The organism is Micromonospora sp. NBC_00330, from assembly GCF_036136635.1.
GTDB lineage: Bacteria > Actinomycetota > Actinomycetes > Mycobacteriales > Micromonosporaceae > Micromonospora > Micromonospora salmantinae.
This window is the reverse complement of the sequence record NZ_CP108012.1, coordinates 3,476,954-3,493,841: the sequence shown is the minus strand read 5'-3', so window position 1 is coordinate 3,493,841 and position 16,888 is coordinate 3,476,954. Positions and strand designations below refer to the sequence as shown.

Sequence of the window (16,888 nt, the reverse complement as noted above, 5' to 3'; positions counted from 1 at the left end):
ACGTCTACCCGGGGGTACGTCTGGTGCTGACCGATCCGATGCCGGCGGACGCCGTGGAGATCGCGCACAAGCAGGTTTCGCTGGCTGCCGAGGACCTGGACGCCAACGGCGTCGCGACGCTGGTGCTGGAGTTGGTCGAGGCGTGGGGTGTGCCGGCGCTCTGGGAGCAGGTCTGCCGTCCGCTACTGGCCCGGCTGTCGGGGCGTACGGCCGCCGAGATCGTCGTCGAGCACGCGCTCTTCGAGGGCGTCCGGGTCGGGTTGGACGCGTACCGCCGGGAGCCGGGCCGGTCACTGCCCACCGGCGGGGTGCTGCTGGCCGGCGCCGAGAAGGAGGCGCACAGCCTGGGTCTGCTGGCGCTCGCCGCCGCGCTGCGCGAGCAGGGCCGTGGCTGTCTGAATCTCGGCCCCGCGCTTCCCTGGTCCGCGCTCACCAGCGCTGTGTACCGGGCCCGCCCGCGCACCGTCGTGCTCTTGTCGCAGACGCCGCTCACCGGCCGCGCGTACCGCCTGGTGCGCTTCGCCCGGGACTTTCCGCTCCTTCGGGTGTACGGCGCGGGGCCGGGCTGGATCGAGCCGCTCGGCGGTCGGGCGGTCCGTCTCGGCACGTTGACGGAGGCGATCGATGCCTGCCTGGCGGTCGCGCCCGGGCGTGATGCCCACCACATACGATACGGATCGGTGCCGTATCGTTAATGCGCGTCGTAGGCTGACCCGCGTTACGAGTCTGACCCGTATCGTATTTCGTCGCGGGTGATCAGCGTGGGGGGAAAGCAAGGCATGGAGCTGCACAACAACACCGGACACCCGAGGCGGTGGGCGATCCTGGGGGTGCTGGTGATCAGCCTCCTCGTGGTCGTCCTCGACAACACGATCCTCAACGTCGCACTGCGCACCCTGGCCGACCCGGTGCACGGTCTCGGCGCCAGCCAGGGCGAGCTGGAGTGGTCCATCAACTCCTACACGCTCGTCTTCGCCGGGCTGCTGTTCACCTTCGGGGTGCTCGGCGACCGCGCCGGCCGCAAGCGCTTCCTGATGATCGGCCTGGTGCTGTTCGGCCTGGCGTCGCTGCTCTCCGCGTACGCCCAGAGCCCCGGACAGCTCATCGCGGCCCGCGCCCTGATGGGGGTCGGCGGCGCGGCCATCATGCCGGTGACCTTGTCGATCATCTCCAACGTCTTCGACCCGCGCGAGCGTGGTCGGGCCATCGGGGTCTGGGCCGGCGCTGTCGGTCTCGCCGTGGCGATCGGCCCGATCCTCGGCGGCGCGCTGCTGGAGCACTTCTGGTGGGGCTCGGTCTTCCTGATCAACGTGCCGGTGGTCGTTGCCGGCGTGGTACTGGTGGCGCTGCTGGTCCCCGAGTCGCGTGACCCGCGGCCCGGTCGGATCGACGTGCTCGGCGTGCTGCTCTCCGTTGTCGGCCTGGTCGCTCTCTCCTACGGCATCATCGACGGCGGCGAGCACGGCTTCGGCCGCCCGGTGGCCTGGGGCTCGATCCTGGTCGGCGTCGCGGTGCTGGCCTGGTTCGTCCAGCACGAGCGGCGCAGCGACCACCCGTCGCTGGACGTCCGACTGTTCAAGGTGCCCCGGTTCGCCGCGCCGGTCGCGATCGTCGGCCTGGTGTTCTTCGCCGCGATGGGCTCGATGTTCTTCGGCTCGTTCTACCTGCAACTCGTACGCGACTACAGCCCGTTGCAGACCGGTCTGCTCTTCCTGCCCTTCGCCGGCGCCCAACTGATCTTCGCGCCGCGCAGCGCCGCGATGGTCCGCCGCTACGGCGGTAAGGCAGTCGCCACCGTCGGGTTGGCGCTGACAGTGGTGTCCCTCGGCGCGTTCGTCTTCATCGGCGCCTCCACCCCGATCTGGATCGTGCTGCTCGTCTTCCTCATCCAGGGCGCCGGGATGGCCAACATCATGCCGCCGGCCACCGAGTCGATCATGTCGGCTCTGCCCCGGGAGAAGGCCGGAGTGGGCTCCGCGGTCAGCAACACCATCCGCCAGGTGGCCGGCGCGCTCGGTGTGGCCGTCCTCGGCTCGGTGCTCTCCGCGGTTTACCGCAGCGACATCGGCGACGCGCTGACCGGTCTGCCCACGCAGGCCCAGGACGCGGCCAACGAGTCGATCTCCGGTGCGTACGCGGCGGCGGGCCAGCTCGGCCCGGCGGCGCCGGCGCTGATCTCGGCGGCCAACGACGCCTTCGTCACCGCCATGCACTGGGCGGCCGGGCTCTCCGCTGTCATCGCCGCACTCGGGATCATCGTGGTGCTGCGCTGGATGCCGGGCAAGGAGGACACGAGCGTCGCCCCGGCGGCGCCGGTCGCCGAGCCTGAGCTGGCCGGCACGGCATAGGTTCGGGGAGAATGGCGGACATGACGTCCACTGCCGATGCTCCGCGGTCGCCTGGTCGACCGCGGAGCATCCGCGCCGACGAGGCGATCATCGAGGCCACCCTCGACCTGCTCGCCGAGGGCAGCACCATCGAGGCGCTCTCGATCGAGGCGATCGCCACCCGGGCCGGGGTCGGCAAGGCCACCATCTACCGCCGCTGGGCCGGCAAGGACGCGTTGCTGCTGGACGCGTTGCGCCGCCTCAAGGGTGTCCTGGCCCAGCCGGCGGGTCACTCCGTCCGCGACGACCTGGTGCTGCTTGTCGGCGCGATCGGTAAGAACGTCGACCCGCGAGCGGCCAAGATCATGCCCTGCCTGGCGCCCGCCGTGAACCGCAGCGCCGACCAGTTCCAGCTCTACCAGAACATCATCTCGCCCCGGCGGCAGCTGATGCGCGAGGTGCTGCGGCGCGGCATCGACGAGGGTGTCCTGCGCGCCGACATCGACGTCGAGGTGACGATGGCGCTGCTCACCGGGCCGATGCTGATCCAACGGGTGCTCCAGTGGAACCCGGACCTGGACGAGCAGTCCCTGCCCGAACGGGTCGTCGACGCCGTGCTGGAAGGCATCCAGGCCCGCTGAGGTCGGGCGCTCGGTCGGCGGCGTTCGTGCCGCCGACCGACGTCGGTCAGCCGGCCGGTGCCCGCAGTCGGTGCAGGCGCAGCGCGAGCTGCACCTCCAGCGCCCGCTCGGGCCGCTGCCAGTCGACGCCGAGCAACTGCCCGACCCGCTCCAACCGCTGGGTCACCGTGTTGACGTGCACGTGCAGTTGCTCGGCGGCCCGGGCCAGGCTGCCACCCACCCCGAAGTACGCCTCCAGCGTCTTCACCAGAGCCGTGCCGCGCCGGGCGTCGTAGTCGAGCACCGGCCCGACGGTGGCGCCGAGGAACTCGGTCACGTCCTTCTCACCCCGGTCACCGACAGTGCCCAGCAACAACCCGACGAAGCCCAACTCCACAGTGCTCGCGCCCTGCCCGGCGCGGCCCAGCGCGCCCAGCGCCGTCAGGCACCGGTCCGCCTCCTGGAACGTCCCGGCCAGCGCCGCCGGCGTGTTCGACGGGCCACTGGCCCCGGCGGTCACCGGTCGACCGGTCACCCGGGACAGGTCCCGCGCCACCGCGCGGGCGCTGCCGCCCGCGTCCAACCCCGGCAGCATCAGCACCACCCGGCCGTCGCGCGCCGCGGCCAGCCCGCCGCGCGCCGAGGCGTACGTGGTGGCCCAGGACAGCACCCGCTGCCGAGCCGAGCCGGTCGCCGCGATCGCGTCGTCGCCCACCGCCACCAGCACGTGCGGCGCGTCCAGGTCCACCCCGAGCCGACGGGCCCGACTGCGCAGCGCGTCGGTGTCGCGCAGCGGGCGGGCGATCAGGTCGTCCAGCAACTCGCCACGCACCCGCCCCTCCGCCTCCGCCACCGTCCGGCGGAACAGCAGCAGCAGCGCTGTCACCAACGCTGCCCGCTCCAGGATGCGCTGGTCGGCGTCGACCAACTCGTCGTCCGGGCGCAGCACCAGGGCGCCCAGGTTCTCCGCGCCGGCCACCACCGCCGCGTACCAGAGCGGACCTCGCCGCACGCTGCGCCCCTCGGTCCGGGACGCGGCCACCGCCTCGACGATGTCCGCGCGGTCCGGCTCCTCGATCTCACCCACCCGGGCCAGCAGGCGGCCCTCGGCGTCCAGCGCCAGCAGCGCGCCGCCCAGCACCTCGGTCACCGCAGCCGCCACGTCCTCCACGCCGCCGCCGCGAAGCACCAGCGCTGTCATCCGGTCGTGTGCCGCCGCGGCCCGCTCCACCGAGCTGCTGTGCGCCCGGATGGTGGTGTTCGCCGCCGACAGCTCGGCCAACGCCGAACGGGTCTCGGTCAGCAGCCGGGCCGTGTCGATCGCCACAGCGGCGTGCGCGGCCAGCGACACCAGCAGCGCCACCTCCTCCCGGACGAACGGCCGGGCCGAACGGTTGGCCGCGTAGAGCACCCCGATCGAGGTCGAGCCGAGCCGCAGCGGCACCCCCAGGATCGCCACCAGCCCCTCCTCGCCCACCCCGGCGTCGATCTCGCCGGTGTGGTGGAAGCGCGCGTCCTCGCCGTAGTTGGCGGTGACGTACGGGGCGCCGGACTGGGCCACCAGGCCACCGAGACCAGCGCCCATCGGCAGGCGCAGCCGCTGGAAACGGGCCGAGACCGACCCGTCGGTCACCCGCATGTAGGTGTCGCCACGTTCGTCGTCGTTGAGCGTCATGTACGCCACGTCCGCGCCGAGCAGGTGACGGGCCCGGTGCACGATCGCCCGCAACACGTCGTCCAGATCGCGCAGCCCCGCCAGGTCGCTGACCGTGTCGTACAGGCCCGACAGCTCGCTCTCCCGGCGGCGGCGACGCTCCAGCAGCGCGCGGACCCGCAACGCCACCGACTTGGCCTGCTCCAGCTCGGCCAGCCGGTCCGGCGGCAGCCCGGCGGCCCGCGCGGCCACCAGCGGCCCCTCGAACTCGACCGCCGCGGCCTCTCGGGCGAGCAGCTCCAGGAACTCCACCGGCGAAGACATGGTCGACATTGTGCTCAGCCCCACTAGTTGGCCGTCCAGCCCCCGTCGAGGGCGATCGACGCCCCGGTGATGAACGCCGCCGGCGGCGAGCAGAGGTACGCCAGCAGCTCGGCCACCTCCTCCGGCTCGATCAACCGCTTGATCGCGGCCCGGGCCAGCATGATCTTCTCGATCACCTCGGTCTCGTCGATGCCGTGACTGGCCGCCTGGTCGGCGATCTGGCTCTCCACCAGCGCGGTACGCACGTACGCCGGGTTGATGCAGTTGGCGGTGACCCCGTGCGCGGCGCCCTCCAACGCGACCACCTTCGACAGCCCCTCCAGGGCGTGCTTGGCCGAGACGTAGGCCGCCTTGTACGGCGAGGCCCGCAACCCGTGCACCGAAGAGATGTTGACGATCCGCCCCCAGCCCCGCGCGTACATGTGCGGCAGCGCCCGGCGGATCAGCAGGAACGGGGCCTCCACCATCACCCGCTGGATGTACTCGAAACGCTCGACGGGAAAGTCCTGCAACGGCGCGACGTGCTGGAGCCCGGCATTGTTCACCACGATGTCCACGTCCACGTCGAGCGAATCCACCGCCGCGGCGTCGGACAGGTCCACGCCCTCGGCCCGGCCACCGGCCTCGGCGGCCACCACCTTGGCCGCCTCCAGGTTGCGGTCCACCACGAGCACCTTGGCGCCGGCCGCAGCCAGCCGCAGGGCACACGCCCGCCCGATGCCGCCGCCGCCCCCGGTGACCAGGGCGGTCCGACCGGAGAGGTCGACCTGTACGACGTGGGGGACCACCACGGGTTCTGCCGTCATGGCGCAAGAAGTTACGAGCTGTGTGCTCCCCGGCACATGGGCCAGCGACACATACTCCGTACCAAAGCTGTGTGGCCCCACCCGCCCCTGCCATCCGCTCCCACCCCGCCGGGCGTCGCGTGCCCGCCCCACCCGCCGCCGCGCCGCGCCCCACCCCTCCCGCCCCACCCGCCGCGCCGCGCCCCACCCCTCCCGCCCCACCGCCGCGCCGCGCCCCACCCCGCTCCCGCCCCACCGCCGCGCCTCGCGCTGCAAGATCGCGCAACATCCTGGATGTAGTGGCATCCCGGCGAGTAGTGGCCACTACATCCAGGATCGAGCGTGACCTTGACGGCGGCGGGCGCACCGAAGGCCGTTCCTGGTCGATCGGCACGATGCTCGTCGTCAAGATCTGCGCAATATCAGGGATGTTGCTGTCTCCCGCCCGTCGGAGGCAGCAACATCCGGGAAGTTGCGCGGATCTTGGGGCGGTGCGGGGCGGGGCGGCGCGCGGCGGCGCGGGCGCGGGCGCGGCGGGGCAGGGCGCGGCGGGGCGCGGCGGGGCGGGGCGGCGCGGGGCGGCGCGGGGCGGCGCGGGGCGGCGCGGGGCGCGGGGCGCGGGGGCGTGTCCCGTGGGGCTGGTGGGAAGGGCGCCGGTTAGGGTGTCGAACACACGTACTGCTGACGGCTGGGGAGGGGGCGGCGTGCGCGTGCTCGGTGTGGACCCGGGGTTGACCCGGTGTGGGGTGGGTGTGGTCGAGGGTGTGCCCGGCCGGCCCTGCACCCTGGTCGCCTACTACGTGGTCTACACCGACCCGGCCGACGACCTGGCGTTGCGCCTGTTGCACCTGGACCGGTCGCTGAACAAGCTGGTCGCCGAGCATCAACCGGAGAGCGTCGCCGTCGAGCGGGTGTTCAGCCAGCACAACGTTCGTACCGTGATGGGCACCGCGCAGGCCAGTGGCATCGCCGTGCTGGCCGGGGCGCGGGCCGGGCTGCCGGTGCAGACGTACACCCCGAGCGAGGTGAAGGCCGCCGTGACCGGGTCCGGTCAGGCCGACAAGGCGCAGATGACCGCCATGGTGACCCGGTTGCTGCGACTGGCCGAGCCGCCGAAGCCGGCGGACGCCGCCGACGCGCTGGCTCTGGCCATCTGCCACGTGTGGCGCGGCGGGACCCGGTCCAAGATCGCCGCCGCGGCGGACCGGGCACGACGAGGAGGAGCGCGATGATCGCCAGCGTGCGCGGCACGGTGACCGCGACGGGTCCGGATCAGGCCGTGATCGAGGTCGGCGGGGTCGGGCTCGCCGTGCACTGCGCCCCGGGGACCCTCGCGGAGCTGCGGGTAGGCCAGGTCGCCCGGCTCGCCACCAGCTTGATCGTGCGGGAAGACTCGCTGACCCTCTACGGCTTCGCCGACGACGACGCCAAGTCGCTGTTCGAGCTGCTCCAGACCGCCAGTGGGGTCGGCCCGCGACTGGCCCAGGCGGTGCTGGCGGTGCACACCCCGGACGCGGTTCGCAAGGCGATCGCCAACGCCGACACGGCCGCCCTGACCCGCGTACCCGGGATCGGCAAGAAGGGCGCGGAACGCCTGGTGCTGGAGCTACGTGACCGGATCGGCCCGGTGCCGATCGGCGCCGACGGGGCGGCCGGGGTGACCCGCGGCAGTTGGCCCGACCAGGTCCGGCAGGCGCTGGTGGGGCTGGGCTGGACGGCCGGGCAGGCCGATCAGGCGGTGGCCGCGGTGGCGGAGTCGATCGAGGGTGAGACCCCGCCGGTGCCGGTCCTGCTCAAGCAGGCCATCCGACTGCTGGGCCGCACCCGATGACCGCCCGGGCCGTGCGATGAGCGCGAGGAGTGAGCCGCTCTTGCGAGCCCCGCGGTCGCGAACGAAGGTGGCACGATGAGCGAGACCGAGGGGCTCATCTCGGCGTACGTCAGCGACGCCGATCGGGACGCGGAGGCCACGGTACGGCCGAGGCGGCTGGCCGAGTTCATCGCACAGGACCGGGTACGCGACCAGCTCGACCTGTTGTTGCAGGGCGCCATGCGGCGGGGGTCGCCGCCGGATCACATCCTGCTCTCCGGCCCACCCGGGTTGGGTAAGACGAGTCTGGCCAACATCGTCGCCGCCGAGCTGGGCGCGGGTATCCGGGTGACCAGCGGTCCGGCGATCGAGCGTTCCGGTGATCTGGCGGCGATCCTGACCAGCCTCGCCGAGGGTGACGTGCTCTTCATCGACGAGATCCATCGGATCGCGCGGCCGGCCGAGGAGTTGCTGTACAGCGCGATGGAGGACTTCCGGGTCGACGTGGTGGTGGGCAAAGGGCCGGGGGCGACGGCGATCCCGCTGGACGTCGAGCCGTTCACCCTGGTCGGCGCGACGACCCGCTCGGGCCTGTTGACCGGGCCGATGCGGGACCGGTTCGGCTTCGTGGCGCACCTCGACTTCTACGCCCCGGCGGATCTGGAGACGCTGCTGCACCGTTCGGCGCGGATCCTGGGGGTGCCGATCACCCCGGAGGGCGCTGTCGAGATCGCCGGTCGGTCCCGGGGCACGCCGCGGATCGCGAACCGGCTGCTGCGCCGGGTCCGCGACTACGCCGAGGTTCGGGCGGACGGGGTGGTCGATCTCGACACTGCCCGCGCGGCCCTGATCGTGTACGACGTGGACGCGCTCGGCCTGGACCGGCTGGACCGGGCGGTGTTGACCGCGTTGGTCGACTCGTTCCGGGGCGGCCCGGTCGGGTTGTCCACCCTCGCCGTGGCGGTGGGGGAGCAGCCGGACACGGTGGAGGAGGTCTGCGAGCCGTTCCTGGTGCGGGCCGGGCTGTTGGCCCGTACGCCGAGGGGTCGGGTGGCGACCGAGGCCGCTTGGCGGCATCTGGGGCGCACTCCGCCGAATGGTACATTTGGTGCGGATAGTCCACCTGTGCCCGACTTGTTCTCCTTGGATGTCGATCAGCCGTGATGTGAACGTGATCTGTGCCGCATTCGGCGTTCCCAGGTGCAGGGTTTAGACTTCGCCGCGGTCTGTACAGGACGTGAGAATCCGCCTCCGCTCCGGCACCCCGGTGCCGAGCAGGTGGCCAATGGGAAGGTCAGTAACCGTGCAATTGGCAGCAGCGGGTGGCGGGGCCGGCGGTATCACGCCGATCCTGATGATCGCCCTGCTCTTCGGTGTCATGTACTTCATGATGATCCGGCCCCAGCAGAAGCGCCGCAAAGAGGCAGAGGCGATGCAGTCCAACCTCGGCCCCGGCGACGAGGTCGTGACCATCGGTGGGCTCTACGGCACGGTCACCGGCATCGAGGACGACACCGTCCTGATCGAGGTCGCCCCGGGCGTGCAGACCCGCTACGCCCGCCCGGCCATCGCGCGGGTGGTCACCCGCGCGGAGCTGCCGAGCGAGCCGGTCACCGAGGACGCGGACACCGTCAAGGACTGACCCCTCCCCTCGGGAGCGGCGAGTCCGGCGTACGGCCGGTCGGCCGGCTTCCGGGTCGTCGCGCCCGAACGGGGCAGCGGGCGAGACGTGAAAACTGGATAGTTGGGTCGACGCCGGGCGTCGGCACGTTCCCGTGACCGTCGGCGTTCCGCGTCGGGGTGCCCGGTCCTCGTGTCGGCACTCCGTCGGCTCAAGGCAGACCCGTCGGGCGGGACCCCCGGCCCGACACCGCCGCCGCTGCGACAGCGGCGCGACCGTACAGGGAGACAGGACAGCCGTGGCACCACCTCAGGGACAGATGCGCCCCGGGCGGCAGCTCGCCGTGCTCGGGTTCATCTTCGTGGTCCTCTATCTTTTGGTGTTCTTCGCTGGCGCCAGCGGCAGCTGGAAGGACCGGCTCGAGCCCAAGCTCGGCCTGGACCTCATCGGCGGCACGCGGGTGACGCTGGAGGCGACCAACAGCGTCGACGGCAAGCCCCCGACGGCGGAGAACCTCGAGGAGGCCCGCGAGATCATCGAGAGCCGGGTCAACGCGTTCGGCGTGGCCGAGGCCGAGGTGGTCACCGAGGGCAACCGCAACATCGTCATCTCCCTGCCCGGTGAGAACCGGAACCTCGACGACGTGGGCGAAGCGGCTGAGCTGCGCTTCCGCAAGGTGCTCAAGGCCGCCTCCGGCAGCGGGGTGGCCGAGGCGCCGCCCGCCGCCACGCCGGCCCCGTCCGGTAGTGCCGCCCCGACCGGCAGCGCGACCCCGACCCCGACGGGCAGCGCCTCGCCGAAGGTGACCTCGTCGCCCAGCGGCGGTCAGGGCGGAATGGCCCCGGCGTCGCCCAGCGCCACGCCGACCCCCTCCGCGTCCGCCACGGCCTCGCCGAGCGCCGCCGCGCCCAGCGCCAGCGCCGAGCCGGTCCCGGCCAGTGTCGAGCAGCAGCGCAAGGCCGTCGAGCAGAAGGTCGGCGCCGCCGCGTGGCAGGCCGCCAACGGGTTGCAGGCCCCTGCCGATCTGACCGCCGACCCGTCGCTGGCAGAGAAGCTCAAGCCGTTCGGCACGCTGTCTCCGCAGGAGGTAGCGGTGCTGCCGGCGCAGATGCAGTTCAACGTGCCGACGATCGGCTGCGCGCAGCTCGACCAGCGCCCCCCGGCGTCGATCTCCGACGCGAAGCAGCAGGTGGTCTCCTGCGAGGACGGCGCGTCCAAGTACCTGCTCGACCAGGCAAAGGTGCTGGGCACCGACGTGTCCGACGCCGACGCGGTGCTCGACCAGACCAACGCCTGGGTGGTCAGCCTGGACTTCACCGGCGACGGCCAGGGCAAGTGGACCTCGCTGACCCGTGAGGCGTTCAACAACGAGGGCCAGGCCTGCGACGCGACCGCGCTGGGCCAGGACGGCAAGTGCCGGGTGGCCGTCGTGCTGGACAACAAGATCGTCTCCTCCCCGGAGATCCAGGGCGTGCTGACCGGCAACTCCCAGATCACCGGCACCTTCACCCAGAAGGACGCCAGCACCCTCGCCGGTCAGCTCCGCTACGGCGCCCTGCCGGTGACCTTCGAGCAGCAGGAGGCGCAGAACGTCACCGCCACGCTGGGTGCCAGCCACCTGCGCGCCGGTCTGCTCGCGGCGGGCATCGGCATGCTGCTGGTCATCATCTACGCGTTCTTCTACTACCGGCTGCTCGGCTCGGTGATCTTCCTGAGCCTCATCCTCTCCGCGCTGCTGGTCTTCGGCGCGCTGGTGGTGCTCGGTCGGCAGATCGGCTTCACGCTCACCCTCGCCGGCATCGCCGGAATGATCGTCTCGCTCGGTGTGGCGGCGGACTCGTTCGTCATCTACTTCGAACGACTGAAAGACGAGATCCGGGAGGGACGCAGCCCGCGTAGCGCGGTGCCCCGCGCCTGGATCCGGGCCCGTCGGACGATCATCTCGGCCAACGCGATCACCCTGCTCTCCGCTGTGGTGCTCTACGTGGTCTCGGTCGGCACGGTCAAGGGCTTCGCGTTCGCGCTCGGCCTGGCCACAGTGCTGGACCTGGTAGTGGTCTTCCTCTTCCGGCACCCGATCATGACGATGTTCGCCCGGACCCGGGCGTTCCTGTCCCCGCGGGTCAGCGGTCTGGGCCGGGCACTGCCCGCCCGCAACCAGCCGACTCAGCCCCGCAACCCGCGCGCCAAGGAGGCCTGAGATGGCTGAAAACGGTCTGGCGAGCCGCCTCTACAACGGCGAGGCCGGTCTCAACATCGTCGGTCGGCGCAAGCTCTGGTTCGGCGTCGCCGGGCTCCTGGTCCTGATCGCGATCCTCAGCTTCTCGATCCGTGGGTTCAGCCTGGGCATCGAGTTCGCCGGCGGTAACTCGTTCCAGGTGCCGGCCAGCGTCGGCACCCTGGACGACGCCGAGCGGGAGGTCAACTCGGCCCTCGCCGCCGAGAACACCGGTGTCACGGTGGCCACCACGCAGAAGGTCGGCGGCCCGGGCGGCGACTCCTACGAGCTGCGCACGCCGCAGCTCACCGCCGAGCAGGCCACCGCGGTCAAGGCCCAGATCGCCGAGGACCTCGGCATCAGCGCCGACCAGATCAGCGACAACCAGGTCAGTGAGGCCTGGGGCAGCCAGGTGACCGAGCGGGCCGTACTCGGTCTGGTCATCTTCATCGCGCTGGTGATGGTCTACCTGATCCTGCGCTTCGAGTGGCGGATGGCCGTGGCCGCGGTCGCCTCGCTGATCACCAACCTGATCCTCACCGCCGGCATCTACTCGCTGGTCGGCTTCGAGGTCACCCCGTCGACGATCATCGGCTTCCTCACCATTCTGGGCTTCGCGCTCTACGACGTGGTGGTGGTCTTCGACAAGGTCCAGGAGAACACCCGGGGCATCACGGCCAACAACAACCAGACGTACAGCGAGGCGTCCAACCTGGCCATCAACCAGAGCCTGATGCGGTCGTTGAACACCTCGGTGGTCGCCCTGCTGCCGGTCGGCGGTCTGCTCTTCATCGGTGCCGGCCTGCTCGGCGCCGGCACGCTGAAGGACCTCGGTCTGGTGCTGTTCGTCGGTATGGCTGTGGCGTTCCTGACCTCCATCCTGGTGGCCACCCCGCTGCTGGCGCTGCTGAAGAACTACGACCCGCGGATTCAGGCGCACAACAAGCGCGTCCTGACCCGGCGGGGCGCGGTCGGCCGCGGCGAGGTCACCGGTAAGGGTGCTGCCGCGAGCCCGGTGGCCCAGGCCGACGCGACCGACGAGCCGGTCGACCAGGACGCCGCCGCGCTGGCCGGTGCCGCCCCCAAGGTGGGCGCTCGGCCGGCGGGCAAGCGGCCCACCGGTGCCCGTGGCGGTCGCCCGGGTGGCGGCGGCAACCGGCCGGGTGGCGCCAAGCGGCGCTGACCCGACAGGAAACACCCGAACGGCGTCCGGCATGCTGTTGCCGGACGCCGTTCGTCGTCGAAGGAGAGCGAAACAGCCGTGACGGAGACCCACAGCACCGCAGCGCGCGGGGACAGTGGCCCGGAGGTCGCCCGACTGGTCGCCAGTCGGGTGCTGGACGTGCCCGACTTCCCCAAGCCCGGCGTCATGTTCAAGGACCTGATGCCACTGTTCGCCGACGGCAAGGTCTTCCGTGAGGTGATCGACGGGATCGTCGCGTACCACGGGCGGAACGCCTTCGACGTGGTGGTCGGCATCGAGGCACGCGGGTTCGTCGTGGCGGCAGCCATCGCGTACGCGACGGGGGTGGGCGTGGTTCCGGTGCGTAAGGCCGGCAAACTGCCCCGCCCGGCGCACTCGGTCTCCTACGAGTTGGAGTACGGCGAGGCCACCCTCGAAGTGCACGAGGACGCCTTCACCGCCGGGCACCGGGTGCTGGTGGTCGACGACGTGCTGGCCACCGGTGGCACCGCCGAGGCGACGCTGGACCTGGTCGAGCGGGCCGGCGGCACGGTCACCGGCTTCACTGTGCTGTTGGAGCTCGGCTTTCTGGGTGGGCGCGAGCGCCTGGCGCCGCGTCCCGTCCACGCCCTGTTGACTGTTTGAACCGCTCGATACCCTGCTGACCGTTTGATCCCGGACCCGTCGGACGGACCCGGCGCCGACCGTCCGGCGGAGCGGCAGGGGACCGTCCGTGCGGGTAGCATTGCCCTTTGCTGACGCCGGCGGTATCCCGACCGGCGGGCGAGACCAGGCCGGCCGATCTTCGGCCGGCGTGTTTCCGGCGAGCGGTGAGGAGGCCGGTGTCCCACGATGTCGTCCCTCCGGCGGAGGGCACGGTGCACCCGACAGGCGACGCTGACGGCTCGGTGACCGACCGGACAGGCGACGCGCCGGCCCGGGTGACGGGCACCGGCAACGGCTCCGGCCGGGCTCCCGGCGAGAGCGCGGTGCGTCCGACCAGCGGCCCGCCGAGCGTCGAGGCGTCCCCTGGCGCCGATGGCGTCGTGGTGCCGTTCCCGACCGACGCGGGCATCGACCCGTCGCCCAGCGGTGGCTTCGGGCTGTCCAACGCGCCCACCGGTCGGCGGGTTCGGGCCCGGCTGGCCCGGTTCAACGCGCCCTGGCAGACCTCGCAGGTCAGCGAGGTGCTGGAGCCGCTCATCGCCAGCCACCGGGACAACCACCCCAAGGCGGACGCCCGGCTGCTCCAGCGCGCCTTCGACACGGCCGCGCGGTGGCACTCCGGGCAGTACCGCAAGTCCGGTGACCCCTACATCACCCACCCCCTGGCCGTGGCGACGATCCTCGGCAACCTGGGGATGGACACCACCACGCTGGTCGCCGCCCTGCTGCACGACACCATCGAGGACACCGAGTACACCCTCGACCAGATGCGCGCCGACTTCGGTGGCGAGGTCGCCCTGCTGGTCGACGGCGTCACCAAGCTCGACAAGGTCAAGCTGGGCGACGCGGCCAAGGCCGAGACGATCCGCAAGATGGTCGTGGCCATGGCCAAGGACCCGCGGGTGCTGGTGATCAAGCTGGCCGACCGGCTGCACAACATGCGCACCCTGACCTTCCTGCCCCGCCCCAAGCAGGAGCAGAAGGCCAAGGAGACGCTGGAGATCCTGGCGCCGCTGGCGCACCGGCTCGGTATGAACACGATCAAGTGGGAGCTGGAGGACCTGTCCTTCGGCACGCTCTTCCCGAAGCGCTACGAGGAGATCAACCGGCTGATCGGGGAGCACCAGCCGCAGCGCGAGGCGCTGCTGCGGCAGGTGACGCAGAAGGTGCAGACCGACCTGAAGGCCGCCAAGATCAAGGCGGAGACGACCGGGCGGCCGAAGCACCTCTACTCGATCTACCAGAAGATGATCGTGCGGGGTCGCGACTTCAACGACATCTACGACCTGGTCGGTGTGCGGATCCTGGTCGACACGGTTCGCGACTGCTACGCGGCGCTGGGCGTCATCCACGCCAACTGGCAGCCGGTGCCGGGCCGGTTCAAGGACTACATCGCGATGCCCAAGTTCAACATGTACCAGTCGTTGCACACGACTGTCATCGGGCCCACCGGCAAGCCGGTGGAGATGCAGATCCGTACGTACGCGATGCACCGCACCGCGGAGTTCGGCATCGCCGCGCACTGGAAGTACAAGGAGCACAAGGGCACCCAGATCGTCGGCCCGCCCGCGCACATCGACGAGATGACCTGGCTGCGGCAGTTGCTCGACTGGCAGCGTGAGGCGGCCGACCCGAGCGAGTTCCTGGACGCGCTGCGCTTCGACCTGTCCAGCCAGGAGGTGTACGTCTTCACCCCGAAGGGTGACGTCATCCCGCTGCCGACCGGGTCGACGCCTGTGGACTTCGCGTACGCGGTGCACACCGAGGTGGGGCACAAGTGCATCGGGGCGCGGGTCAACGGCAAACTGGTGCCGCTGGAATCGACGCTGTCCAACGGCGACGTGATCGAGATCTTCACGTCGAAGTCCGAGACGGCCGGCCCGACGCAGGACTGGCTGGGCTTCGTCAAGAGCCCGCGCGCCCGGACGAAGATCCGGCAGTACTTCAACAAGGAGCGCCGCGAGGAGGCGATCGAGGCCGGCAAGGACGCGATCGTCAAGGCGATGCGCAAGCAGGGCATGCCGCTGCAGCGGATGCTCACCTCGGACGCGCTGATGTCGATCGCCCGGGACCTGCACCTGGCCGACGTGGCCTCGCTCTACGCGGCGGTCGGTGACAGTCAGGTCTCCGCGCAGTCGGTGGTGCAGAAGCTGATGGCCGCGTACGGCGGCGAGGAGGGCGCGGCGGAGGACATCGCCGAGACCGCCGTCGCCACCCGGCCGCCGCGCAGCCGGCAGAGCAGCAGCGACCCGGGCGTGGTGGTCCGGGGCGTCAGCGACGTCTGGATCAAGCTGGCCCGCTGCTGCACACCGGTCCCACCGGACTCGGTGTTCGGCTTCGTCACCCGCTCCGGCGGGGTGAGCGTGCACCGCGACGACTGCGCCAACGCCGAGGACCTGCGCGCGCAGAGCGAGCGGGTCGTCGAGGTGAGTTGGAAGCTCACCTCAGCCTCGACGTTCCTGGTCGCCATCCAGGTCGAGGCTCTGGACCGGCACAAGCTGCTGGCCGACGTCACACGGGTGCTCTCCGACGAGCGGGTCAACATCCTCTCCGCGACCGTCACCACCACCCGCGACCGGGTGGCCGTGAGCCGGTTCAGCTTCGAAATGGCCGACCCGAAGCACCTGGGCCACCTGCTGGCCACGGTGCGCAAGGTCGACGGTGTCTTCGACGCCTACCGGGTCACCTCCGGCGCCTGACGCCCACCGGATCAGTCTCAGGGCTCGACGCGTACCCCGAGAACACGACAGCGCCCGCCGGCTCAGCCGGCGGGCGCTTCGTCGTGCGCGCGGGGGTCAGCCCTGCGGGTTGCTCATCGTGAGGTCCTTGATGATGACCTCCTTCTTCGGGTGGCCGCCGCCGGCCTGCTGGGCGAACGCACCGTCGTCGCCGGCCTTGGCCACGTCCTTGACCAGGTCCAGGCCGCCGGTGATGGTGCCCAGCACCGTGTACGCCGGGTCCAGCGGCGAATCGCCGTAGACGATGAAGAACTGGCTGCCGGTGCTGCCCGGCTGACCGGAGTTGGCCATCGCGATGACACCCTCCGGGTACGGCGGGCGCTTGTCGGTGGGCAGGTTCTCCTCCGGCAGGCGGTAGCTCGGGCCGCCCTGGCCGTCGGTGGGGCGCCAGCCGTTGCCGGTGGCGCTGGGGTCACCGCACTGCAACACCTTGATGCCCTCGGTCACCAGGCGGTGGCACTTGGTGTTGTCGAAGAAGTTCTTCTCCGCGAGGAGGGTGAAGCTGCCCGCCGTGCACGGCACCAGCGACCGGTCGACCTTGGCGGTGATCGGGCCGAGGTTGGTGTCGATCGTCATGGTCTGGACGCCCTTGGCGGACTGCTGGTTGCTCGGCGACCCCACGTCCTTGATCTGCGGGGGCCGCTGCTCGGTGGGCATCGCGTTGTACGCGCACTCGGCCGCGCCCGCCGCCGGCGCGGCGGTGTCGCTCTTGGTGTCGTCGTCGCCGCCGAGGCTCACCGCCAGCCAGACGGTGCCGGCGACCACGAGCACCAGCGCGGCAGCCGCGCTGACGATCGCCGTCGTCTGCCGGCGCTTGCGGGCCTTGGCCGCGCGCTCGGCCATCTCCTTCTCGAGCCGGGCGCGTGCCGCCGCGCGCTGCCGCTCTCTGGTGGACGTCACGCCTGGATCCTCCTGGCTGTCTGCTGCTGGGTGCCGCTTGGG

The 16,888-nt window shown here is 71.4% G+C and carries 14 protein-coding genes; 11 read left to right on the top strand and 3 right to left on the bottom strand.

The annotated features are described in order from the left end of the window. The first annotated feature begins 23 nt into the window (after window positions 1–23). From OG598_RS15625 to OG598_RS15615, 3 genes are all read left to right on the top strand, one after another. Complete coding sequence (locus OG598_RS15625) at window positions 24–695, top strand: transcriptional regulator (RefSeq protein WP_328655101.1); 672 nt, start codon at window positions 24–26, stop codon at window positions 693–695. Between the two features lie 84 nt (window positions 696–779). Beyond that, entirely contained in the window at window positions 780–2,348 is a 1,569-nt protein-coding gene (locus OG598_RS15620) for an MFS transporter (RefSeq protein ID WP_328655344.1), read from the top strand. An 11-nt stretch (window positions 2,349–2,359) separates the two neighbouring features. After that, window positions 2,360–2,968, top strand: a complete 609-nt coding sequence (locus tag OG598_RS15615) for a TetR/AcrR family transcriptional regulator (RefSeq protein ID WP_145795537.1) — start codon at window positions 2,360–2,362, stop codon at window positions 2,966–2,968. A 46-nt stretch (window positions 2,969–3,014) separates the two neighbouring features. On the opposite strand, the gene OG598_RS15610 is transcribed toward OG598_RS15615, so the two are convergent. Together OG598_RS15610 and OG598_RS15605 are read right to left on the bottom strand one after the other, a co-directional pair. Then, the gene (locus OG598_RS15610) at window positions 3,015–4,934 is read right to left on the bottom strand and encodes a helix-turn-helix domain-containing protein (protein WP_328655100.1); all 1,920 of its coding nucleotides are present in this window, start codon (window positions 4,932–4,934) and stop codon (window positions 3,015–3,017) included. Window positions 4,935–4,948: 14 nt separating this feature from the next. Continuing rightward, a complete protein-coding gene (locus OG598_RS15605) occupies window positions 4,949–5,731 on the bottom strand; it encodes a 3-hydroxybutyrate dehydrogenase (protein ID WP_328655099.1) in 783 nt (260 codons plus the stop codon). Between the two features lie 683 nt (window positions 5,732–6,414). On the opposite strand from OG598_RS15605, the gene ruvC reads away from it, so the two are divergent. From ruvC to OG598_RS15565, 8 genes are all read left to right on the top strand, one after another. Beyond that, window positions 6,415–6,942 (top strand): crossover junction endodeoxyribonuclease RuvC, encoded by a 528-nt coding sequence (ruvC, locus tag OG598_RS15600; RefSeq protein ID WP_091401816.1) that lies wholly within the window; start codon window positions 6,415–6,417, stop codon window positions 6,940–6,942. After that, on the top strand, window positions 6,939–7,541 hold the full coding sequence (ruvA, locus tag OG598_RS15595) for a Holliday junction branch migration protein RuvA (protein ID WP_210784947.1): 603 nt from the start codon (window positions 6,939–6,941) through the stop codon (window positions 7,539–7,541). The genes ruvC and ruvA overlap by 4 nt, the downstream gene beginning before the upstream one ends. A 75-nt stretch (window positions 7,542–7,616) precedes the next feature. Beyond that, on the top strand, window positions 7,617–8,684 hold the full coding sequence (gene ruvB / locus OG598_RS15590) for a Holliday junction branch migration DNA helicase RuvB (RefSeq protein ID WP_328655098.1): 1,068 nt from the start codon (window positions 7,617–7,619) through the stop codon (window positions 8,682–8,684). A gap of 139 nt (window positions 8,685–8,823) precedes the next feature. After that, a complete protein-coding gene (yajC, locus tag OG598_RS15585) occupies window positions 8,824–9,162 on the top strand; it encodes a preprotein translocase subunit YajC (RefSeq protein WP_266303015.1) in 339 nt (112 codons plus the stop codon). A gap of 277 nt (window positions 9,163–9,439) precedes the next feature. Beyond that, window positions 9,440–11,341 (top strand): protein translocase subunit SecD, encoded by a 1,902-nt coding sequence (gene secD, locus OG598_RS15580; RefSeq protein WP_328655097.1) that lies wholly within the window; start codon window positions 9,440–9,442, stop codon window positions 11,339–11,341. A 1-nt stretch (window position 11,342) separates the two neighbouring features. After that, a complete protein-coding gene (gene secF / locus OG598_RS15575; protein WP_328655096.1) occupies window positions 11,343–12,542 on the top strand; it encodes a protein translocase subunit SecF in 1,200 nt (399 codons plus the stop codon). A 78-nt stretch (window positions 12,543–12,620) separates the two neighbouring features. Continuing rightward, window positions 12,621–13,187: an adenine phosphoribosyltransferase gene (locus OG598_RS15570; protein WP_328655095.1), complete on the top strand. Its 567-nt coding sequence runs from the start codon at window positions 12,621–12,623 to the stop codon at window positions 13,185–13,187. A 197-nt stretch (window positions 13,188–13,384) separates the two neighbouring features. Continuing rightward, window positions 13,385–15,907: a RelA/SpoT family protein gene (locus tag OG598_RS15565; RefSeq protein ID WP_124861902.1), complete on the top strand. Its 2,523-nt coding sequence runs from the start codon at window positions 13,385–13,387 to the stop codon at window positions 15,905–15,907. A gap of 96 nt (window positions 15,908–16,003) precedes the next feature. Here the strand turns inward: OG598_RS15565 and OG598_RS15560 are convergent, their stop codons facing one another. Then, complete coding sequence (locus OG598_RS15560; protein WP_328655094.1) at window positions 16,004–16,846, bottom strand: peptidylprolyl isomerase; 843 nt, start codon at window positions 16,844–16,846, stop codon at window positions 16,004–16,006. Window positions 16,847–16,888: the final 42 nt, after the last annotated feature.